The organism is Acetobacter sp. DmW_043 (genome assembly GCF_002153485.1).
Lineage (GTDB): Bacteria > Pseudomonadota > Alphaproteobacteria > Acetobacterales > Acetobacteraceae > Acetobacter > Acetobacter thailandicus.
This window is the reverse complement of sequence record NZ_JOMN01000049.1, coordinates 1-20,637: the sequence shown is the minus strand read 5'-3', so window position 1 is coordinate 20,637 and position 20,637 is coordinate 1. Positions and strand designations below refer to the sequence as shown.

Below are 20,637 nucleotides of genomic sequence, written 5' to 3'. Positions count from 1 at the left end.
ATGTCTGATTCTCTCCTCATGCACGCCCAGCCACAGCCCCTCACTCCTGATTCTGACCCTGACCGCATCCGCGATCGCCTGCCCTTTCTCTATCGCCGCGACCTGATAAAACGGGGAATCAGGGCATTTCTCGAAAGCCGTGGACATCTTGAGGTTGAAACCCCCTGTGCCGTTACCGTGCCCGGAGAGGAAGTGCATCTCTACCCATTTGAGACCATGCGGGAAACACCGCAGGGTACCCGTGAGACGCTGTTTTTGCACACCAGCCCGGAATTTGCGATGAAGCGCATCGTTGCCGCAACTGGTCTGCCTGTTTTTCAGTTTGCCCGTGTATGGCGGAATGGCGAGCAAAGCAACCTGCATCTGCCAGAATTTACAATGCTTGAATGGTATCATCCTCACCTGAACCTCGATGGTCTGATGGATGAAACCGAAGCCCTTCTCAAGGCAGTGCTGCCTCCTGCTCTGACCTGTCCGAAATTTGACGGCCCGGACATAACACTAGACCTGACACGTCCGTTTGAACGTCTGACAATGGCGGAAGCTTTTCAGCGTCACGCAAATATCGACCTGCTGCCAACCGAAGGGAACGCCCAAAAGCTTGCTGACGCCGCAGACTGCTCACTGCGAGAGAATGAAACATGGGAAGATCTGTTTTTTCGCCTTTTGCTCGAACGTATTGAGCCCGTTATCGGGCGCACGCAGCCAACGTTTTTAACGCACTGGCCCGCCAGCCAGGCAGCTCTTGCACGTCGTGACCCTGCGAATCCGGCTACGGCGCTGCGATTTGAGCTTTATGCTGCTGGCCTCGAACTTGCGAATGCTTTTGAGGAACTAACCGACCCGGTTGAGCAGCGCGTGCGCTTTGAAGCTGACCGGAGCATGAGACGCAGGCACTACCCTGAGCGCGCTGACTGGCCATCTGATGAAAAACTACTGGCTGCCCTGCCCCACATGCCCCCCTGTTCGGGTATTGCCCTTGGGTTTGACCGGCTGATTATGCTGGCCTGTGGCACGCAGCGTATAAAGGATGTCTTGTGGCTGGGCGCATGACACTGTAAATCAAAGAATCTGTCAGTATCTCATACCCCTGCCTGTTCCACAGGCAGTGAGGTGGTTTCCCTGTTAGGAATATGGCGATGTCCTATAAAAAATGTCTTCTCCTGGCAAGCATCCTCCCTCTGGCGGCATGCCAGGTGCCCTCTGCTAAACAACGCCATGTATATAACTCTCTGATCGGGAAAAGCCCTGTCGAGATTGTTCAGGTACTTGGTGTCCCCACGCGCGAATTCCAGGTCGATGGTCATACTTTTTATGCCTATATTGACCAGCAGACCGACTATAACAGTATAGGCGGCATGGGATATGGTGGCATGGGATATGGCGGACCAGGATGGGGCGGCTGGGGCTGGGGCGGACCAGGATGGGGCTGGGGCTGGGGCGGAGGCAGTTACTCATCAACAGCCTATACCTACACGTGTCAGACACTCTTTGATGTAGTAAATAATGTCGTGACAGGCTGGACATTGCGTGGAAATGGCTGCTAACCACTAATAAATACTTCATGTGTTTGTCCTGGTCGTCTCATTATACAGACCCGACCAGAAACTGTATCGGGTATGATATTCTGGAGACCATTATGGGGCAAACACACGCTCTTACTTTTTTTAAATACAAGCCCTTTGCTGGTCTGATGAAACCTGCTGCTGTTTTGCCTGCATTAACAGGTCTTCTGACGCTTACCGGGTGTCAGAGCTCAGCCCGACAGGATGTGTTTACAACCCAGTCGTCGACCTGTGCCTATATGATGCCAACGGTCTCAGGTACCCGCACTTATCCTGCTGCATCAGCCAGCAAATCTGAAGCTGACAAATCTAAGCTTCCGCCTGACAGTGCTATTGCCTACCCGGACCCCGAAACACCTGCCTATTGCGACAGACCCATTGCAGAAACTCTGCTAACCTCTATTGAACTGGCAGATTATACACGTGGTCTGCAAAATACCGGCCTGCTGAATTTACTTCAGCGTGAAGGACCTTACACGGTTTTTGCCATTCCTAACTCCGCACTGGAAACATACTCGGCTCAGACGGGAGGCACATTCATGTCCCCTCAGAGCCAGCCGGCACTCAGACAGCTTCTGTCATATACTATTGTCACAGGAAAGTGGCCGCTGCAAAAGCTGAAAACCGCTATACAGACCACACCAGGACACACAGTACAGCTGCCAACAGTATATGGCAGACCTCTGCTTGTCAGCCTTGAAGCATCACCGGCGCCGCAGATTATTATCAGTAATGGTGCGGGCATGTCGTCCCGTCTGTGGGTCACGGGTATTCCACAATCTAATGGTATACTCTACTTTACTCAGTCACTCATTCAGCCGCCTGCGGTTCCGGTCACGCCATCACCTGTCACCCGTAAAAAATCAGATACAACTACAAAAACCGGGCAAATTAAAAATAAAAAAAGTCAGAACGTAAAACCGGCAACCAGAATACAAAGCGTGACATTACCCGCACCTTTAGCCGGGATATCACAAAATACAGATAAGCCCGCCATATCAGCAACGCACCCCGTATCTGCCACGCCTGCTGTCAGCAGCGTACCAGCCGCAGCCAGCAATGTAGCCGTGCAGAATGCTGAGTTACCTGCGGCACCATCACTCAACGAACAAAATATTATGCTGCCATCTGCCTCTGATACGCAGAATATAAAGCTGCCCACATCACAGGAAAAAACGACCTCTGATAATGCAACGCAGCCGTTGCCAGGGCACCGCACCACCAGAAAATCTCTTAAAACTCTTTCCTCACCACCTGATCTGAAACTGCCCTGAAGCAAACTTCAGTAAACACTATACCAGTGATGAGAGATTCCACTCTTCCTGCTGTTCCCAGAAGTTTGTGCCTGGCATTATAAAATCTGGCTGGGCAGCAACAAAACCTGCCATAGACCGTGGCGCAGGGACCAGAGCCACGGCGGGTAATTCCATCATCATTGACCACCAGCTGATAAGCTGCTGCGTCTCCTTAATGGCTGCGGCACTCTGCGGAGCGTCTTCACCGAACAGAATATAATCTGCTCCGTCCTCACCTGCACACATAGCAACATCACGGCTGATACCCGCAGCAACGCCCAGCTGTATCGAATCTCCCAGCAGGCGCCTCACGTCCTTTATAGTTCTGCCCGTAAAAGCAGAAGAGAGGTGTACGCCATCACACCCGGTACCCTGAGCCAGTGCAGGCCGGTCTTCAAGGATCAGCGCACTACCAGCCCCCTGCACAACAGGACAAACCTGCGCAATGAAATCGCAGAGATTTTTCTCAGAATCATCAGCCAGACGCAGCAAAACTGCTGCGGGTGTGTAATCGGCCACACATTGTGAGAGGCGCGGCAAAAAGCCCGCCTCTCTGTATAAAACCGGGGTAGAGAGATACAGGCTCTCTGTCATCGTCTTACTCCCTCTGCCCCTGTGCTTTTCAGCCTTTAAAAATAGTCGTGATTTTATCAAGCAGCTCGAGTGCTTCAGCTTTTGGACGCTGGAACACATTACGGCCGATAATCGAACCAAAACCACCACCATCCTGAATACCCTGAATGGTGCTTAGCAGGTTGTCTGTACCGGTTTTATCACCACCAGAGAAGATAACAATACGACGGCCGGCAAAAGATGACTGAACAACATGGCGAATACGTTCTGCCAGAGTAGCAACGTCGACTTTGTTCTGCTCATAAGCTGGTTTGCAGGCATCAAGAGCAACCAGTTCCTGCGGAGGTTTCACTTTGATAATGTGAGCACCACACAGAGCGGCCATATGTGCAGCATAAGCACAAACATCCACCGCGGTTTCAGCAGCTTTATTCAGCAGCGGCCCGCGGGGGTAGCTCCATACGATAACAGCCAGACCAACTGATTTTGCTTCAGCCGCAAGTTCACGCAGCTCTTCCATCTGATCAAAGCAATATTCAGAACCAGGATAGATCGTGAAGCCAATACCAGCACAGCCCAGACGCAGCGCATCAGCGACCGTGCCTGTTACGGCCTGGTCTTTTTCAGTGGCAAGGCTGTTGGAGCTGTTACATTTAAGAATGAGAGGAATCTCACCTGCATATGTTGCAGCACCACACTCCAGCATGCCCAGAGGAGCTGCATAACCACTCAGGCCAGCCTCAATAGCGAGCTGAAAATGATAGTGTGGGTCATATGCAGCCGGGTTAGCTGCAAAAGAACGTGCCGGACCATGCTCAAAGCCCTGGTCAACAGGCAGAATAACAAGCTTACCTGTACCCGCCAGCTTTCCCGCATTCAGAAAGCGAGCAAGGTTGGTTTTTGTTCCAGGATTATCGCTTTCATACTGATTAAGGATAGCCTTAACCGTGGGGGTAAGCGTCATTATGAAATCCTTTCTATGACATCAGTCTTCCAGGGCGACATCTCCTGGAATGTATTCTTTCGAATAGCCCTGCTGCCAAACGGCGGCAAGGTCCTATACGCCTGATAACGTGCTGATAAGGTCAAATGATGGTGGACGCATGGAAAAAACATGTCCCCCCAGACGTTCATAAACCTCATTAACGCTCTCAAGCACCGGAGATGGGGCTTCAAGCACTATCAGTTTCTGCCCCTGAGAGGCCGCAAACAATGCGTATCCAGGATCTGCGCCACAGTCGAGAATATGCGGGCAGGCATAGCCACTCTGCTCCTGCACGGCGCGAATCAGGGCCTGCCACCAGCCTGCCCCCATAAACCCAGCGGCACCTGGCGCTGATATGAAACCAAAAGCCGGATGTGGTCTCAGCTCCTTCGCCTGCTGACAGGCAGCAACCCCGCTAGCGAAATTGTGAAGAGTAAGCCATGAGAGAGTATCCGTTTTAGCCGAAAAAAATAAACTGGTTTTCATAACTACGCTTGACGTTATTGTGTTTGCGGGTGATTCCTTTGAGGAGTCGGAATAATCATACATTATGCAGGATTCAGGCAGTGGCGCAGTCTTTCTCAGACACTATACAAACAGAGAACACCTCATCCTCCACAGACAATTCTGGTGAGCAGAAAGACCCGATTATCCGTCTTGATCGTGCACTGCAAAGAATTTCCTTCGCACTGGAAAATAATAAACGCACATATCGGGACAACCCTCCTCAAACGCAGGCACTCGTGACTCACCTTGATCACCTGATCAGTCGCGTACGTGATACACTGGACGAGATTAACGCGACAGGAGACCTCTGAACTATGGCGACTGTTTCAATTCGTATTAATGGACACAGCTACCAGGTGGGCTGTGAAGACGGGCAGGAACGCCACCTTCAGGCTATGGCTCAGCTTGTCGAAAAACGTGTCAGGCACTTTCGTTCCCTGGGTTTTACGAATGATAACCACCTGCTGGCGCTGGTAGCCCTGGTTATGGCTGACGAAATTGAAGACCTCTCACAGCGGGTTCTGCCTGAAGCCACAACAGCAGCACTACAGGAAGCTGAATATATGCGCACCAGGCATGACTTTACTCAGTCCCGCCTGGCTGACCTTGCTGAACGCGCAGAAAGTCTTGCAACAATGATCGAGCAGGAGTACAATGAAGAGGCTGAGCTGCCCGACGCGTCAGGCATGTCATCCCCTGGGCCGATAAGCACTTCCTAGGGAGCTGGCTCTGTTGTGATCCTGGTCACATTACCCGGTGCCCACCTGCACTCGCAGGTCCTGGAGGTTGAAAAGACCAACGGTCATGGTGGCTCCGCACTCTGCTCCTTTCATGTCTGATTCTTACGAACTCACACAGGAAAAAAAGCGCCTGCGGGCTGATTGCCTGCGCGCTATGAAGGCGCGCACCCCGGCTCAGGATGATGCATTGTGTCAGCGCCTGTCAGCGGTATTGCTGGCGTCGCACGGCGCGACCGTCGCCTGTGTCTGGCCTCTCCCGCATGAGGCGGATATCCGTCCGGTTTGCCATGCTCTCAGCAATGCAGGTCGTTGTGTTGTACTGCCCGACACTCCCCCCCGTGGCCATGCTCTTACATTTCGGGTATGGACACCCGACACCCCCCTCCTGCCCGGGCGTTTTGGTACATTTGTGCCAGACGGACCAGAACGCAAACCCCAGCTGATTCTCGTGCCGCTTGTAGGATATGACCGCCAGGGGAACAGGCTGGGCTACGGAGGTGGTTATTATGACCGTACACTGGCTGCCCTGCCCGGTGTCACGGCAATCGGATATGCCCTGTCATTACAGGAAACAGAAAAAGTGCCCACCGGCACCTATGACAAACCCCTTTCCTGTATTGTGACAGAAAAGGAGACATTATATTTTGACTGACGAGAGACACAGAAAGGCAATTGTGTGAGAATTTTATTTCTGGGAGATATTGTTGGCCGCTGCGGTCGTGATGCCGTGCTTGAACGTCTGCCAGGCCTGCGTGAAACGCTCTCTCTCGATCTGGTTATTGTTAATGCAGAAAACGCCAGCCACGGTTTTGGTCTCTCACCCGATATCGCAACAAACCTGTTTAAGGGCGGTGTTGACGTTATCACTCTGGGCAACCACAGCTGGGACCGGCGCGATCTTATCCCACATATCGACACAGCTCCCCGCATTATCCGCCCCCTGAACTTCCCTCCGGGCACACCGGGGAATGGCAGCGTGCAGGTTGAGCTGGCAGATGGCCGTAAAGCCCTGGTCATTAATGTCATGGGCCGGCTGTTTATGGACCCGCTGGATGACCCGTTTCGCTGTACCAATGAGCTGCTGACACGCCACCGCCTGGGCGTGACAACCCAGGCCATTGTGATCGATATTCATGCTGAAGCCACCAGTGAAAAATGGGCTTTTGGCAACGCAATGGACGGACGAGCCTCACTCGTCGTTGGTACACACACCCATACACCCACAGCTGATCATCGGATTTTACCTGCCGGAACTGCCTTTCAGACGGATGCCGGCATGTGCGGTGACTACGACAGCATCATTGGCATGACCAAAGACGCGGCTGTAACACGGTTTATGCGCAAAATGCCGGGCGAGCGCCTGCAACCTGCAACGGGTGAAGCAACAATTTGTGGCATTATGGTTGAAACAGATGATTCAACAGGTCTGGCACGACGGGTTGCCCCACTGCGACAGGGCGGCCTTCTGGCTCAGACACTCCCTGATTTTAAAACTGCATGTGCACCTGCCTGAACCGGCAGGTGCAACATTGTGCGAGACTCATTACCAGGTAAAACGTTTAAGCGTAATGGCAGGGGCCAAACCTGCCGCACGGGCAATTTCTGCCACCCGCTCATCACCTGCGTCGAGCAGCTCCTGGTGAATGCCGCCCAGAATCCAGGCGCCATCAATACCAGCAACAGTGGCACCGCGTATATCTGTTGCCAGTGCATCACCAACGGCCAGAATACGTTCTTTAGGTACGTTCAGAAGCTCAAAAACAGGATCATAAACCTCAGCATACGGCTTGCCGACCCAGCGTACATTGCCTCCTTCCTGCTCATAAAACAAAGCCAGTGCACCAGCGCAGATCATTCTCTGCCCGCCCTTAATAACGGTCATATCAGGGTTAGCACACAGCATCGGCAGGCCACGTGTCAAAGCAGCACGCAGCTCAGGCAAATAAGGGTCAATGGCCTCTACCCCGCGCTCGATATCCGGCCCGGCATTAAGAATAAAATCGGCCTCTTCAACATCACTCACCTGCTCAAGGTTCAGTCCGTCATACAGGCCCAGATCATGCAGACCGCCTAAATGCAGCACTTTGCGCCCCAGCCGGGCACACCACGGGTCTGTGCGCTCACGCAACAGCGACCGGGCGACCTCACCACTGGTCACGATACCGTCGTAAAGAGAGGCATGCACACCAAATTTCTGCAACTGCTGGTGCACAACATCAGCAGGCCTGGGGGCATTTGACAGCAGAACAATCCGTTTACCTGCAGCGCGCAGCGCCTCAAGGCAGGCTATAACACCAGGGTAAGTCTGCACCCCGTCATGCACGGTGCCCCACAAATCAACAACATAACCGTCGTATCTGTCAGCAACAGACGATATTCCTGTCATTTTACACTCCCGGACTGTTTCTGTGCCATCAGAGGTCCTGCCCCCGAATCTCCTCAAGCGACCTGATACCTTCAGCCTGCATAAGCTCCAGCATCTCTTTTTTCAGACGGCTGATCAGAGGTGGCCCTTCATACGCGAAAGCTGAATAAACCTGAACCAGATGCGCTCCAAGGCGAATACGCTGAAGAATGTCAGCGCCGCTCTCTATACCGCCACAGGCGATAAGTGTCATGCGCCCTGCGGAAACCTGAGCAACAAGGCGCAGCATATCCGTTGCACGTGAGCGCAAAGGACGGCCTGAAAGACCACCACTTTCGGCCTTAAACTCACTCTGCAACGATTCAGGACGCGCCAGCGTCGTGTTTGAAATAATAAACCCTCGGGCACCACCAGCAATAGCCGCTTCAACCACAGGAGCAATCGCATCATCCTCAAGGTCTGGCGCGAGCTTTACCAGCAGCGGCGGGCTGTCGGGGTGTCGCTCCATAATCGCATCAAGAATGCTTTTCAGGCGTGCCGCATCCTGCAGGCCGCGCAGGCCTGGTGTATTGGGAGAAGAAACATTAATGACAATATAATTAACATAAGCCTTCACCCGCCCGACAAGTGCCGGATAATCGCGTTCAGGGTCAGCTCCTGTCTTATTGATACCAAGATTTGCACCAGCTGGAACACCTGCACCACCTGCACGCCCGGACGACAGCGGACGATGAAGACGTGCAAGCCTTATAACAAAACGATCAATCCCCTGATTGTTAAACCCCATGCGATTAATCACGGCACGGTCTTCAGTGAGCCTGAACAGACGAGGCCGGGGGTTACCTGGCTGCGCTTTAGGCGTGACAGTTCCGGCCTCGACAAAGCCAAAGCCCATCTGAGCAAGAGGGCGCATCACCCTGGCATTTTTATCAAAACCTGCGGCAATACCGATCGGATTCGAAAAGCGATAACCTAAAGCATGCGTAGCCAGTGCCTGGTCATCCACCGGGCGTTTTACCGGCACGGACAGCCCGAGCGTAAGCGCATCGAGAGCAATGTCATGTGCGGTTTCAGGATCAAGCCTGCGCAGAAGAGGAAGGGAGAGATGTGTAAGGAATGACATAGCTCTATGTACTGCCTCAAGCCTGTGAACAAGAAAAGCAGAAAATACATTTCACAGCACTGGCAACGTCAGTTTTATATTGCAATTAATAATCATTATCATCTAAGAAAGAGCAGACGCAGTTTTCAGAGGCTGAGGGACCGCCCTCAGAAAGAACGCCATGACACATTCAGCAGTTTATCTGACGGACCTGACCAGTAGTGAGCGCCTGACCGTATGGGCCATTCGCCGCCTGACCAGTCGCAGCACGACACCATGCAAACGACCTGCGACCCTTTTCCTTCCCTGCTTCCAGCAGGAGTTTCAGACCGTATCACAAGCCTTTCGCGATGCTCTGTCGGGCATGACAGCTCTTAAATTACCCGCTCTGGATATTCGCACTGACAATATACTGAGCCTCACTACCACAGAAAATAAACTCCTGCTGGCGACTGAGGCCACGCAAAACGAACGCGAACATGAAGCGCGCTCTCTGCTGCGCACGTTCTTACCATTCCCTTCAGTACTCGAGCGAATGATGTTTGCGCTGACAACCCTGAGCGCATGTCTGGCCGGGTCTGGATACTGGCTCTCTTCACGTGCTGTCCGACCTGCGCCGCTTAGTAATAAAGCACCCGTTGCAGCGGCCATTTCACAACTCAGGATAACCAGTGGGGCGGCACTCTCCCTCCGGCAACGCTGGCACAGGCCTGACACCTCGCCCGTTACGGTAAACTGGCCGGTCACTGACGAATTTCACCCGGCTATGGCCTCTCCCTAACGAATCAGAACAGCTTCTGCACCAGGGCGCACAGGAATAGTGACTCTGGTGCCAGGCGGTGCATGATCAAAATAGTGTGCGATGTCATAAAACTGACGATCAGCCTCAGGCATAAAACGCCAGTCACGCGGAACACCAACACACATAATTAAAACCAGAAAAACGATAGCGAGATTTCTGGTCCAGCCCCGGGGGGCTGCCAGAGCCTGAGCCACAACCACACTAACCCAGAAAACAAGGGGTAAAAAAAGATAACGCATACCGGTGTCAGGCATTCTCATTCTGACCCATACCTGCTCGCCATGCGACAGAGGTAACGGATGCGAAAGACAAGCCCCCAGAATCAGCACCGTAAAGAAAAGCGCATAACGAAAAGAAGACCAGCGATATGCCGCATTAAGACACAACCAGGCTGCTGCAATAAAAAGAAGGCAAGGCAAAAACATATACCGCCATATGGCCAGCCCGTACCAATGAGGCAAATGGTGGCACCCCACTATAGTTGCCAGAATAATCTGCCCTGACATAAGACGCACAAAATTCATCGGCGTAGCCCCCAGAAGAGGTGGCACCCCTCTTTGAGACATATAAATACACACGGCCTGAATCAGAGCCCCTGCCCCCAGAATTATCACCCTCGTTATGCTGGCTTTTGAAGGCAGCCACCAGGCCCGTAACGCGGCAACAGGTGTAAGCAGAATACTGAAGGGACCACTAACGGCACTTACTCCCAGAAAAAAGATATCAAATATCCAGGATCTGCGGGTTTGCGGCGGTGATGACATAACAATGAGAAAAGATAATAGCCCCAGATGCCACTGACTGTTGGTCAGATTGCCATGCACCTCCCATGTATTAGGAAGCGCACACCATGCCAGAGCGAGGCAACTGCGAAGCAGCAGAGACGGACATATTACTGCACAGCGTGATGATACCAGGAACGCAGGCGGTAACACCTCAAAAAACAACGCGGCACAGGCAAATAAAGCCGGGCCCCATGCCAGAGGAAAGAACACAGCAAGCAGGGCAACCAGGCGATCATCCGTTTGAAAATAGCCTGTATGAGGCAACCAGAGACTAGCCAGCCCTTTTACCCGGGCCTCAGGCCACCAGAACATACCGTCTTCAGCCCAGAACTGTGCATCAGACAAAATTTCAGGCCAGCGCAAAAATGTTATCAGACCTGCCAGGATAATGACCGACAAGACAGTTTTTTTCTCTGATAAAGCCATTATTCCCCGGATAACTAAAAAATATAATAATATGACACACGCAGAGAATGCATGTTTTATGCTGATATTCTGCCCATGATATAAGCCTGAATGTATTTTTCAGATGCTTTAAAAAATTAAATGCTTCCATTATCGTTTAAACAAAGAAATGATTTTATATCCTTCATTTAGAATCATATACAAATAACAATGAGAGAATAACACCACAGGTGAACAGTTTCAGAAGATTTTAACGACATGAAAAACACATCTCCACTGCATCACTATCTGTATTTTTCTACTATTGGGCTTTAAAAGCCTCAGATTACAAATTCCTGTATCATCAGAAATCACAGCCTAAGGACAACCGGATGACAGCATCACCTCCTGACCTGAATGAGGCTACGCCTTCTTCAGGGAAACTGACCTCTGAAGGATATCACCGCGGACTGAATAAACGACAGATTCAGATGATCTCCATCGGGGGAGCCATTGGCAGTGGGCTTTTTCTTGGCGCTGGTGCCAGGCTGGAGGCCGTTGGTCCGGCACTGGCTCTTATTTATCTGGTGTGCGGTTTCTTTGCCTTTATGATGCTGCGCGCTATGGGCGAGCTGGTAATGTATCGCCCCACAAGCGGCAGTTTTGTCTCTTACGCACAGGAATTTCTGGGTCCTAAAGCCTCTTACGTCGCAGGGTCTATGGCTTTTCTTAACTGGGCCATGTCAGGTATTGGCGACATTACAGCCGTCGCACTTTATATGCGCTTCTGGGGGCCCATGCACAGTGTGCCACAATGGATCTTTGCTTTGCTGGCACTTGTGCTGATTACAAGCATGAACCTTGTGGGAGTGCGCTGGTTTGGCGAAATGGAGTTCTGGTTTTCTCTTATAAAAGTCAGCTCGCTCATTATTTTTCTGATTGTTGGCGCTGCTGTACTCGGGCTGCGTATCCCGGTAGAGCATCAGACAACCGGCCTGCATCTGATTACAGAAAATGGTGGTTTTTTTCCCCATGGAGTCATGCCAACCCTTGTGCTCGTTCAGGGTGTTATTTTTGCCTATGCCGGTATTGAGCTGATTGGTACAGCAGCAGGTGAGTGTGAAGATGTAAAAACAATACTCCCTAAAGCAATTAACTCTGTTATGTGGCGCATCGCTTTATTTTATATTGGCACGATTACCCTGCTTGTGCTGCTTCTGCCCTGGAGCCGCTATAAAGCCGGTGTCAGCCCCTTTGTCACTTTTTTCTCGAGTCTGGGTGTTTCAGGTATTGGCAGCTTTATGAATGTTGTCGTCATGACAGCAGCTCTCTCCAGCCTCAACTCAGGTCTTTACTCAACGGGCCGCATCCTCAGAGCACTGGCTCTTGATGGCTCAGCACCACGTTACCTGACAAAAATGAATAAACGTGCCGTGCCTGCTGCTGCTATTTTTACAACTGTAGCGGTTTATATTGTCGGCGTTTTTATGAATTACCTTTTGCCATCAGAAATCTTTGAAATAGTGATCAGTCTTTCCTCCATCGGCATTCTGGGCACATGGTGTTTTATTGTTTTGTCTCAGATCAAACTCAGACAGGCGATTAATGCCGGTAAAATTCCGCCAACATCATTCCCTATGCCTGGTGCACCCTTTACCTCATGGATCACTCTGGCATTTTTCATTGCTGTGTTACTTCTTATGGCGTTTAACTACCCTGAAGGCACCTTCAGTTTCTGCTCAATCCCCATAATTGCAGGCCTGCTTACCATCGGCTGGAAATTTTTCCGTAAAGTTCCACCTCACGAGGCTGTTCCTCAAACTGCCTATTCTATTAAACTCACAGAAGATCTTATTGATGCTCCTGAGGCAGAAAAATCTTCTTCAAATAAAAACCCATAATTATAAAAAAGAGTAGTATCGATATGCGTTGATACTGCTCTGTCTATAAATAATATATCAAAAAATAGTCGGAATTATTATCAAAAAAATATCCCCCTACTGAATAGCAGGGGGATATCATCCGGCAACAAACTGACTGAAGTCATTTTCATACCTGCTTACTCTGTGTAGAATCAGATAAGCAGACTACAAAAAACCTTTGTATAAAAAGAGAATGTCCGGAAAGATGCCCGGGCGAACACTCTTAGTTACAAAAAAAGGGTTAGCGTAACGCTCTTTTCTCGCGATAACCAAAGCAGACATAGTGCATAAACGGACCAAATGGAAATGCAGCAATATCAGGGTTAGCATTAACATAGCTTTCAGCATTAAATGCTGCATTAGGGCTACGCCCTTCGAGCATACCATGCTGAAGAAAATGCTCTACAGGCTCAATACCGGCATCTCTTACATCTGGATAAGCTGACAAATACCAGACGCTATCAAAATGGATAGCGCGTTCTGCTTCGCTTACATGACGCAAAGTTGTATCGTCATCATCAGAAAAATTAGTAAAGTAAACTTCTGACATAGAAGCAATATCTGATAAATCGGCTGTGCTCGAAATTTTATCGGGCACAAAATCTTTCCGCGCAGGCTTTTTAGCTGCAACGGTTGCTTTACGTTTAGCAGGCTGTTTAACCGCTTGCTTCGCAGGCTGTTTAACGCGGGCTTTACTGTTAATCACTTTCATTTTTCACCTGACTAAATGTAATGAGCAACTCTGCGCCTCCTTTAGGCTTTTTTTATGATATATGTCCAGATAATTTTAGTTATTCAAAACTTAATTATTATAAAAAAGTTATTTATTACTGGTTAATTAATTTAATAAATGTAATTTAATTAACTAATTTTAAATTTTTGTATTTTATATTAATACTATTTAATGAATGTAGTGAAAAAGCAAGACTGATCCTGAAGTCCGAAGATCCTGACAAATACCCGATGCATATCTTTAATATGCCGATATTCTCTTAAAAAATGCTAAACTCCTGTCATTCTGATACGATGATATAAAACGATCAGCAGGAATACATATGACCACGCTAACACTTATGAACAAAAAGGATATTCAAACGATCCTTAGTTCTCAGTTATTTAATGCAGAATTTTATCTCACCAGCTACCCGGATGTTAAAAATTCCGGAATAGATCCAATTATTCATTACGTTCTTTTTGGATGTCATGAAAATAAAAACCCTAATGACACCTTTAATACACAAACTTATAAAAATCTTTTTCAGAGCACTTTTGAAAAAGATGAAAACCCATTTGCACATTACCTGAGACACAATGAAAATCTTTATTTCTTTGAAAAAGGATTATTACAAAATAATTCTCACGAAGTTCTTTTAAACTGCCTGAATAAAATTAAAAAATATCCATATTTTAACCCTGAATATTATCAGGCTGCTAATCCCAATATAAAATTTGAAGGTATCTCAGCAACACGTCATGCTCTGTTATACGGCATTGGTGAAGGGCGCACCGTTCTCTCACCACGTCATATTGCGCAACATCTGGGCTGGGAATGTAAACAGCAACTGACTTACACACCCGCAAAACCATCGGGGAAAGCTGTTCTGCCAGAAAGTGTTGGTGTTTTTTACCACTCTGAAGGAAACATCTTTATTCAGGAACTAGCTGAAATACTTTGTAGTTACATCAAAAGAAGCAAAATAAATGTGCAGTTAATGACTGAAAAAACGCCCGTTTCTGAACGGCCGGAACTATGCATTTTCTGTGCACCTCATGAATTCTTCTTCCTAAGCGGAAGCGAACACTGGAAAAATGAGGATATTCTTACGTCATCAATTATGTTCAATACTGAGCAGCCACATACACTCTGGTTCACCAGAGGACTGATTTACTGTCTGATGTCAGCTGGCGTTATTGATATCTGCCATCAGAATATGGCATCTTTTAAAAATACAGGTCTTAATGTTTTTCACTTCGACCCTCTGCCAGCTGTCAAAAAAACAACGCTGACACAAACAGAAAAAAAACATCCTTTCTTCAGAGTATTGTCTGAAGAAACTAAGAATTCATCCTCCCCCTTATGCCCATTAGAAGAGCGGCCTCTTGATATCAGCTTTTTTGGAAACACCTCCGGTAACAGAGAACGTTTCTTCAGTCATAATACAGAATTTTTTACCGAATATTCCTGCTTTTTATACTACAGAAAAACAGATGGACCACTAACCCACTCTGGTAAATACTCTGTTCCTGCAAATTTTCCACGCTACATCGCTGAACGCTCCAAGATTGCTCTCAATATTCACCGCGATGATTTTGGTTTTTTTGAATGGCACCGCCTCGTCCAGCAGAATATGGCATCAGGAGCCGTTGTTGTTACCGAAGAATGCTTCCCTCATCCGCTTTATAAAAATGGTACACATTATCTGAGTGAATCTGCACGACACATTCCTAATCTGATCGAATGGCTGCTGAATACAGATGACGGCATGGCTGAAGCTGCACGTATACAAAAAAACTGCTTCAGAGTTTTTGCTAATAAATCTCTGGCTCTTTCCAAATTGAACGACATCAGAAGCTATCTTGCTTCTGTCTGGAGCACCGTACAATGATTTCTCCCAAACCATGGGACCCTGCTCCCAACCAGATTTTTTCCTTCTGCAAAGCAACGCCTGTTCCTTCAGACCTGATCAGCATTTGCCTGACAAACTATAATTATGCCGACTTTATAAAAGAATGTCTCGAATCTCTGGCTGCACAGACACATGAGGCACTTGATCTGATTATTATAGATGATGCATCTGACGAAGCTGATACGCATGAAATTATTTTGTCATGGCTGACAGAACATAAAAAATGCTTTTACAAAATTACCTTTCTGGCTAACGCATTTAACCAGGGACCTTCTTTTTCACGCAACCTGGCTTTTCAGCACGCTGCAGGAGAGAGTGTCTTTATTATTGATGCTGACAATACACTTTACCCCACCGCTCTTGAAAAGCTTTATGCGGCTCTGAACAATGGTCAGTTTCCTGCTGTCTATAGCCAGCTTGAAGAGTTTGGAGAGCGCCGCGGTATAGGACGAGCGGATATTTTTGACCCTGAACTGCTCAAAAAAAATAACTATGTTGATGTCATGGCCCTGATACGAAAAAACATATGGGCAGAGCTGGGTGGTTTTACTGACATTGATCGTGGCTGGGAAGATTATGATTTCTGGCTAAAATTTATCGACCACAACCTTGAACCTGGTTATCTGCCAGAAATTCTCTGCCGTTACCGTGTTCACAATAAATCAAGAACAGTCCGTGATGCCCTTAGCGCACACGATAATCTTGAACTGATTATGGAGCTACGCCACCCAACCCCACCGGATCAGAAGCTTTATATGCCGCCTAAACGTCATTCAGGTCCGACACTCAGGATTATCGAAGCTGACTAACTAAAAAAAGGCCGCATCATTTCTGATGTGGCCTTTTTTCAGATTATATAATCTGACGTTATTTTACCATGTTGGCTGAGGCCCTTTAACCACTTCTGCCATACCATCTACACGCAACCATTTCTTAAAAGCTTTCTGCACATCAGCAGCTGTAGCTTTATAATAAGCTCTGGCAGCGCGGTTACCTGTATCAAGCGGCAAACCAAGCTCTTCAAGGCTCAGATACTCATCAGCAATATCACTCAGACTGGCACGTTGCAGAGGAATACTGCGTAAAAGACTTGCTTTAGCTAAAGCCAGCTCTTCTGCTGTGACGGGATAAGTCTGCATATTCTGCAAACTCTTTAACGCCAGATTTGCAGCTTTGCCTACTTTATCCGGGTCTGAGCCATAATTTATACTGTAATTTGCTCTGGTTCTGCCCCATGAGAAGTGACTGCCAACCGAATAAACATAGCCAGTTTTAACACGTAACTCTTTATAAAGCCGTGAAGAAAAGCCACCATCACCAAGAACCTGATTGCCCAGAGACAGCATATAACGATCAGGGTTTCTGACCTGCAAACCAAGTGTCTGTGCCAGTATAACCTCATCCTGAAGATTACTTTTATCCGGCACAGTTGCACGTGATGACTTGTTCAGAGGGATAGCAGGCAAATCAAGATCAGGTCGCGGCCCGACATTTTTCCAGGCACCAAACTCTCTCTCAACTACTTCACGCGCTTTTTCGGGGGTAATATCCCCCGTAATAACAATAGTTGTCAGATCAGGGCGCCAGGCGTGCTGATAATAAGATAAAACATCCTCATGAGTAATACTCATGATACTTGCAGGCGTTGCTTCACGTAAGGTTGGGTCATCGTGTGGTACAAGGGCTTTTTTAATTGCCCTTGAAAAGAGATACCCCGGTGAAAGCAATACACCTGCCTGTGTCTGCGCGGTCTGAGCCTGAATAATACGGAAAGCTTTTTCAGGAAAAGCAGGATGCAGCTCATTTTCAGCCAGAAGAGCAACACCTTTCTCAAAATCACGGGTCTGCGTCTGAACATAAAAGCTACTGCCTGCGTCTTCCCATGCAGGCACATCATCCAGAGCTTTCTGAAAAGCAAGACGATCATGCTGCGTCGTACCAAATGAGAAAAGTGCATTAGTCACAGCACTGATACCCTCTTTTCCCTTTGGCTGCTGCAGGCTTGGAGTGTGTTCAACCATACCGCTAAGCTGCACTGTGTGACTAACATGAGCCGGCCAGACAATAAGCTTCAGACCATTTGATAAAATTTTTACTGAAGGTGCTGGTTCATCTACCGGGGCCTCAAGTGCCGACAGTGCCTGTTCAGCCCAGTCTGGCAATTTCACGGGTTTATCCGGCGGTGAGGCAAAAGACTCTGCACCACCAAATCCTTTTTCCGAAACTGCCTTCCCCGAACTTTCAGGTGTCAGAATAGCCGCAACAGTGTGCGCGGGGTTCAGTAATGAGGCCGCAAGCTTATTGACGGCCTCAGGTGTAACATTCTGATAAGCCTTCACAGCTGCCCAGGGCGAATCCTGATCATTAAAAGTCAGAGCATCTGACCATATTCCCGCCAGCCCCTCGACCGAATTGGCAGCAAACTGCAACTGTGCAATTTCACGCTTCTTAGCGGCTTCAACAAGCTCCGCCGGCACTCCATTTTTCTGAATATTATTCAGAACATTGCGTAATTCAGCGAGAATTTTTGCAGAATCTCCTCCTTTAGGAAAAGCTGCAAGCGCTATACCAAAACCTCCATATTTTTTGGGAGAGTATTCAAAACCAGTTTCAAGTGCTTTACCCTGAGGCACCAGGTCATATAACGCTCCACGCTGGCTGCTCAACACATCGGAAAGAATGTCTGCTGTAGCAAAATCCTGGGCTGTGCGCCCCGGCATCGGAAACGCCAGGGTAGCCAGACCAACAGGATAATCGGTGGGGAATGTTAAGGTCTGCGCCGAAGGCTGCTTTGGTGTAACTTTCTGTCGTTCTGGCAGAGTGCGCTTTTCAAGCGGACCGAAAATATCGCGGACCTGCTCAAGTGCCGTCACGGGATTTACATCGCCGGCAATAATAAGAACGGCATTATTAGGGGCATACCACTGATCATAAAATTTACGCAGTAAAGCTGCATTAGTTTTATCAAACGAAGGCCGGGTGCCCAAAGCATCGTGAGCATAAGGTGTGCCTGAGAACACCAGAGACTGAAGCTGCTCCATATAACGGTAAGCAGGGCTGGAAAGGTCGCGGGACACTTCCTGCTCTATCGCACCGCGTTCTTTTTCCCAGTCTTTGTCACTCAGGGTCAGACCACGCATGCGCAACGCTTCAATTCTGAGCAGAACCGGGAGATCACGTGCCGGTGCTGTATAAAAATAACGCGTAACATCTTCTGTAGTAAACGCGTTATATCCACCACCCAGCTGTGTGCCTATTGCTGCAAGCTGGTCTTTATCAAGCCCTTTGCTGCCTCGAAACATCATATGCTCAAGCGCATGTGCTGTACCAGGGAAACCTTCAGGAGCTTCAGCTGAGCCAACCAGATAATTCACCTGCGTTGTAACAACAGGAGCAAGACGGTCAGGAATAATTACGACCTTTAGTCCGTTAGGCAATGTTGCACGAACAACCTGCGCACTATTAAGTGCCGGAGGAATTGGGGTCATTTCAATTTCTGGCACGGAGGAAACCTGTGCCTGAGATGCCACTGCCGTTGCATCAGTCTGAGCCTGGGCTGTTGATAACGCTGTCAGCGAACAGAGTGCTGCACCGGTCAAAAGATATAAAAAAGAGGGTGCTTTGTGCTTATTCTGCATTTTATTTATCTTAAATTGTCTGTCTGGCAAAAAAGACCGGGCCATATAACATCTCTCCACTTATTTTATGACAGGCTATGCATGTTAGTTACTATGAGATTTTGAAAATCTTTTAGCAAATGCCGAAATTTTATGACGATAAAGCTCAGCACGGGCACGAAAATCTTTCGTCATATAATTAAGCTGAATTGTATAACGCTGCCCTACAAACTGCCTGTGCCCATGCCAGGCCGCAGCACTGTTAGGAAAAATAACCAGAGTACCATCCACCGGCATAATCTCCTGGCTGTAGTTTTCAATATCATGCGGACTGCGCAGCAGGCGAAGGCAACCATCCTGCTTTTCCCATTTCTCTCCTGCCGGGTTGAGATACAGTAGGATTGTCACTCTTTTGGTCAGCGAGTCAGTATGAATGCGACCATCTTTCTCACGTGTCCAGCCACGTAACGTCAGCATAGAAGGCGCATCTTCAAGATCAAGATTAAGCTTTTTTGCGATAATCTGCTTAAGTTTCTGCCCCTGCATCTGCTCAACAAGAGACGCTACAGGAGGCGATAAACGTAATGCCGAAGGTGGGAAAGACCCCCCTCCTGAAATTTCAGGCATGGCGTGAAACAGGCGTGCCAGATCTTCCTTACCAATAAAATGCGGCACCACAATATGAGGAAACGGGTCAGTATCAACTAACGCTTTCTCCAGCGCTGCATAGTCTGGTTCCACGCTGTTTGAAGATGCAGACATTATCATAGTTTTTCAACCTGCCATGAATTAAACATGAGCAGGGTAAAAGGAATAAAGAAATCAAACAAGCTCTGCACTATTTTTGCATGCTATATGCCATATGTTACAGGATGTAATTTTTCATCATATACAACTAAACTATCTGTTATCCTGATACTTCAGGAAATACTGATTAAATCAAATTATAAGGATTTTATTTTTCTTATGAAAATACAGCTTTTTTCTCTTATCGCAGCATGTTGCCTTATCACGCCAGTATCAGGCATGGCTGAAACAACCAGTGATTTTTTACCTGAAGCAGGAGCAAAATCGTCCTATAGTCCTCAGGATATTCCTACCACTCTTAAGCCGATATCAGACTCTCTTGATACATTACTCAACAAAGGCTTTCAGATTATAGCGACATCTGGTTATGCAAATTCGGGTATTTTATTCACTCTGTCTTTTCAGAAGCAGCATGTGTTGTGTGTTTTAACAACGCCGAACTCTCAGTCGGATCAGAATGTACCGACCTCACGGTGCTGGTCATTAAACATTATTGCTGCTGCCCCATCGGGCAAATAGGCTGAGGGGATTGCGCTGGACGCGTTTATTGCTCCGGAGGTT

At 48.4% G+C, this 20,637-nt stretch carries 20 protein-coding genes, 1 other RNA gene and 1 pseudogene; 13 read left to right on the top strand and 9 right to left on the bottom strand.

From position 1 onward, the window contains the following. From epmA to HK11_RS10960, 3 genes are all read left to right on the top strand, one after another. Complete coding sequence (epmA, locus tag HK11_RS10970; protein WP_233133447.1) at window positions 1-1,053, top strand: EF-P lysine aminoacylase EpmA; 1,053 nt, start codon at window positions 1-3, stop codon at window positions 1,051-1,053. An 86-nt stretch (window positions 1,054-1,139) separates the two neighbouring features. Next, on the top strand, window positions 1,140-1,547 hold the full coding sequence (locus HK11_RS10965) for a hypothetical protein (RefSeq protein ID WP_086555382.1): 408 nt from the start codon (window positions 1,140-1,142) through the stop codon (window positions 1,545-1,547). Between the two features lie 92 nt (window positions 1,548-1,639). Then, a complete protein-coding gene (locus HK11_RS10960; RefSeq protein WP_158092823.1) occupies window positions 1,640-2,839 on the top strand; it encodes a fasciclin domain-containing protein in 1,200 nt (399 codons plus the stop codon). 18 nt (window positions 2,840-2,857) lie between these two features. Here the strand turns inward: HK11_RS10960 and HK11_RS10955 are convergent, their stop codons facing one another. The 3 genes from HK11_RS10955 to HK11_RS10945 all read right to left on the bottom strand — a co-directional run bounded on the left by HK11_RS10955 (window position 2,858) and on the right by HK11_RS10945 (window position 4,904). Further along, window positions 2,858-3,454, bottom strand: a complete 597-nt coding sequence (locus HK11_RS10955; protein ID WP_086555380.1) for a thiamine phosphate synthase — start codon at window positions 3,452-3,454, stop codon at window positions 2,858-2,860. Between the two features lie 28 nt (window positions 3,455-3,482). After that, a complete protein-coding gene (locus HK11_RS10950) occupies window positions 3,483-4,397 on the bottom strand; it encodes a class I fructose-bisphosphate aldolase (RefSeq protein ID WP_086555379.1) in 915 nt (304 codons plus the stop codon). Window positions 4,398-4,490: 93 nt separating this feature from the next. Then, window positions 4,491-4,904: a hypothetical protein gene (locus HK11_RS10945; protein WP_086555378.1), complete on the bottom strand. Its 414-nt coding sequence runs from the start codon at window positions 4,902-4,904 to the stop codon at window positions 4,491-4,493. Window positions 4,905-4,984: 80 nt separating this feature from the next. Between HK11_RS10945 and HK11_RS10940 the strand changes: the two genes are divergently transcribed. From HK11_RS10940 to HK11_RS10920, 5 genes and pseudogenes are all read left to right on the top strand, one after another. Further along, on the top strand, window positions 4,985-5,236 hold the full coding sequence (locus HK11_RS10940) for a hypothetical protein (protein WP_086555377.1): 252 nt from the start codon (window positions 4,985-4,987) through the stop codon (window positions 5,234-5,236). Window positions 5,237-5,239: 3 nt separating this feature from the next. Then, window positions 5,240-5,530: pseudogene (locus HK11_RS10935) on the top strand (cell division protein ZapA); the annotation flags it as partial. Window positions 5,531-5,587: 57 nt separating this feature from the next. Then, a non-coding RNA gene (gene ssrS / locus HK11_RS10930) (6S RNA) lies at window positions 5,588-5,743 on the top strand. Continuing rightward, window positions 5,730-6,317, top strand: coding sequence for a 5-formyltetrahydrofolate cyclo-ligase (locus HK11_RS10925; RefSeq protein ID WP_086555376.1), 588 nt, complete (start codon window positions 5,730-5,732; stop codon window positions 6,315-6,317). The genes ssrS and HK11_RS10925 overlap by 14 nt, the downstream gene beginning before the upstream one ends. Before the next feature lie 24 nt (window positions 6,318-6,341). After that, entirely contained in the window at window positions 6,342-7,178 is an 837-nt protein-coding gene (locus tag HK11_RS10920; RefSeq protein ID WP_086555375.1) for a TIGR00282 family metallophosphoesterase, read from the top strand. Window positions 7,179-7,208: 30 nt separating this feature from the next. Here the strand turns inward: HK11_RS10920 and HK11_RS10915 are convergent, their stop codons facing one another. Together HK11_RS10915 and HK11_RS10910 are read right to left on the bottom strand one after the other, a co-directional pair. Then, a complete protein-coding gene (locus HK11_RS10915) occupies window positions 7,209-8,051 on the bottom strand; it encodes a TIGR01459 family HAD-type hydrolase (protein ID WP_086555374.1) in 843 nt (280 codons plus the stop codon). Window positions 8,052-8,079: 28 nt separating this feature from the next. Continuing rightward, window positions 8,080-9,153 (bottom strand): quinone-dependent dihydroorotate dehydrogenase, encoded by a 1,074-nt coding sequence (locus HK11_RS10910; RefSeq protein WP_086555373.1) that lies wholly within the window; start codon window positions 9,151-9,153, stop codon window positions 8,080-8,082. Window positions 9,154-9,313: 160 nt separating this feature from the next. Between HK11_RS10910 and HK11_RS10905 the strand changes: the two genes are divergently transcribed. Next, the gene (locus HK11_RS10905; RefSeq protein ID WP_086555372.1) at window positions 9,314-9,913 is read left to right on the top strand and encodes a hypothetical protein; all 600 of its coding nucleotides are present in this window, start codon (window positions 9,314-9,316) and stop codon (window positions 9,911-9,913) included. Here the strand turns inward: HK11_RS10905 and HK11_RS10900 are convergent. After that, window positions 9,910-11,118, bottom strand: coding sequence for a hypothetical protein (locus tag HK11_RS10900; protein WP_143216394.1), 1,209 nt, complete (start codon window positions 11,116-11,118; stop codon window positions 9,910-9,912). The two genes, HK11_RS10905 and HK11_RS10900, sit on opposite strands and share 4 nt — an antisense overlap. 377 nt (window positions 11,119-11,495) lie before the next feature. Here HK11_RS10900 and HK11_RS10890 point away from each other — a divergent pair, with 377 nt between their 5' ends. Continuing rightward, window positions 11,496-13,004 carry an amino acid permease gene (locus HK11_RS10890; RefSeq protein ID WP_143216393.1) on the top strand — a complete coding sequence of 503 codons (1,509 nt, stop codon included), beginning with the start codon at window positions 11,496-11,498 and terminating at the stop codon, window positions 13,002-13,004. A gap of 262 nt (window positions 13,005-13,266) precedes the next feature. On the opposite strand, the gene HK11_RS10885 is transcribed toward HK11_RS10890, so the two are convergent. Next, window positions 13,267-13,731, bottom strand: a complete 465-nt coding sequence (locus tag HK11_RS10885; protein ID WP_143216392.1) for a hypothetical protein — start codon at window positions 13,729-13,731, stop codon at window positions 13,267-13,269. 367 nt (window positions 13,732-14,098) lie between these two features. Between HK11_RS10885 and HK11_RS10880 the strand changes: the two genes are divergently transcribed. Together HK11_RS10880 and HK11_RS10875 are read left to right on the top strand one after the other, a co-directional pair. After that, a complete protein-coding gene (locus HK11_RS10880; protein WP_233133446.1) occupies window positions 14,099-15,631 on the top strand; it encodes a hypothetical protein in 1,533 nt (510 codons plus the stop codon). After that, window positions 15,628-16,461 (top strand): glycosyltransferase, encoded by an 834-nt coding sequence (locus HK11_RS10875; RefSeq protein ID WP_086555367.1) that lies wholly within the window; start codon window positions 15,628-15,630, stop codon window positions 16,459-16,461. Before HK11_RS10880 ends, HK11_RS10875 begins: the two co-directional genes overlap by 4 nt. A 63-nt stretch (window positions 16,462-16,524) precedes the next feature. Here HK11_RS10875 and HK11_RS10870 read toward each other — a convergent pair whose 3' ends face one another. Beyond that, window positions 16,525-19,290, bottom strand: a complete 2,766-nt coding sequence (locus tag HK11_RS10870) for a pitrilysin family protein (protein WP_086555366.1) — start codon at window positions 19,288-19,290, stop codon at window positions 16,525-16,527. Window positions 19,291-19,374: 84 nt separating this feature from the next. Continuing rightward, entirely contained in the window at window positions 19,375-20,031 is a 657-nt protein-coding gene (locus tag HK11_RS10865; protein WP_086555390.1) for a 2OG-Fe(II) oxygenase, read from the bottom strand. A 204-nt stretch (window positions 20,032-20,235) separates the two neighbouring features. Between HK11_RS10865 and HK11_RS10860 the strand changes: the two genes are divergently transcribed. Further along, window positions 20,236-20,595: a hypothetical protein gene (locus HK11_RS10860; RefSeq protein WP_086555389.1), complete on the top strand. Its 360-nt coding sequence runs from the start codon at window positions 20,236-20,238 to the stop codon at window positions 20,593-20,595. The last annotated feature ends 42 nt before the right edge of the window (window positions 20,596-20,637 follow it).

Coding starts and splice junctions, on each gene's coding strand:
- epmA (WP_233133447.1), top strand. CDS start 1: ATGTCTGATTCTCTCCTCATGCACGCCCAGCCACAGCCCCTCACTCCT.
- HK11_RS10965 (WP_086555382.1), top strand. CDS start 1,140: ATGTCCTATAAAAAATGTCTTCTCCTGGCAAGCATCCTCCCTCTGGCG.
- HK11_RS10960 (WP_158092823.1), top strand. CDS start 1,640: ATGGGGCAAACACACGCTCTTACTTTTTTTAAATACAAGCCCTTTGCT.
- HK11_RS10955 (WP_086555380.1), bottom strand. CDS start 3,454: ATGACAGAGAGCCTGTATCTCTCTACCCCGGTTTTATACAGAGAGGCG.
- HK11_RS10950 (WP_086555379.1), bottom strand. CDS start 4,397: ATGACGCTTACCCCCACGGTTAAGGCTATCCTTAATCAGTATGAAAGC.
- HK11_RS10945 (WP_086555378.1), bottom strand. CDS start 4,904: ATGAAAACCAGTTTATTTTTTTCGGCTAAAACGGATACTCTCTCATGG.
- HK11_RS10925 (WP_086555376.1), top strand. CDS start 5,730: ATGGTGGCTCCGCACTCTGCTCCTTTCATGTCTGATTCTTACGAACTC.
- HK11_RS10915 (WP_086555374.1), bottom strand. CDS start 8,051: ATGACAGGAATATCGTCTGTTGCTGACAGATACGACGGTTATGTTGTT.
- HK11_RS10910 (WP_086555373.1), bottom strand. CDS start 9,153: ATGTCATTCCTTACACATCTCTCCCTTCCTCTTCTGCGCAGGCTTGAT.
- HK11_RS10905 (WP_086555372.1), top strand. CDS start 9,314: ATGACACATTCAGCAGTTTATCTGACGGACCTGACCAGTAGTGAGCGC.
- HK11_RS10890 (WP_143216393.1), top strand. CDS start 11,496: ATGACAGCATCACCTCCTGACCTGAATGAGGCTACGCCTTCTTCAGGG.
- HK11_RS10880 (WP_233133446.1), top strand. CDS start 14,099: ATGAACAAAAAGGATATTCAAACGATCCTTAGTTCTCAGTTATTTAAT.
- HK11_RS10875 (WP_086555367.1), top strand. CDS start 15,628: ATGATTTCTCCCAAACCATGGGACCCTGCTCCCAACCAGATTTTTTCC.
- HK11_RS10870 (WP_086555366.1), bottom strand. CDS start 19,290: ATGCAGAATAAGCACAAAGCACCCTCTTTTTTATATCTTTTGACCGGT.
- HK11_RS10865 (WP_086555390.1), bottom strand. CDS start 20,031: ATGTCTGCATCTTCAAACAGCGTGGAACCAGACTATGCAGCGCTGGAG.
- HK11_RS10860 (WP_086555389.1), top strand. CDS start 20,236: ATGAAAATACAGCTTTTTTCTCTTATCGCAGCATGTTGCCTTATCACG.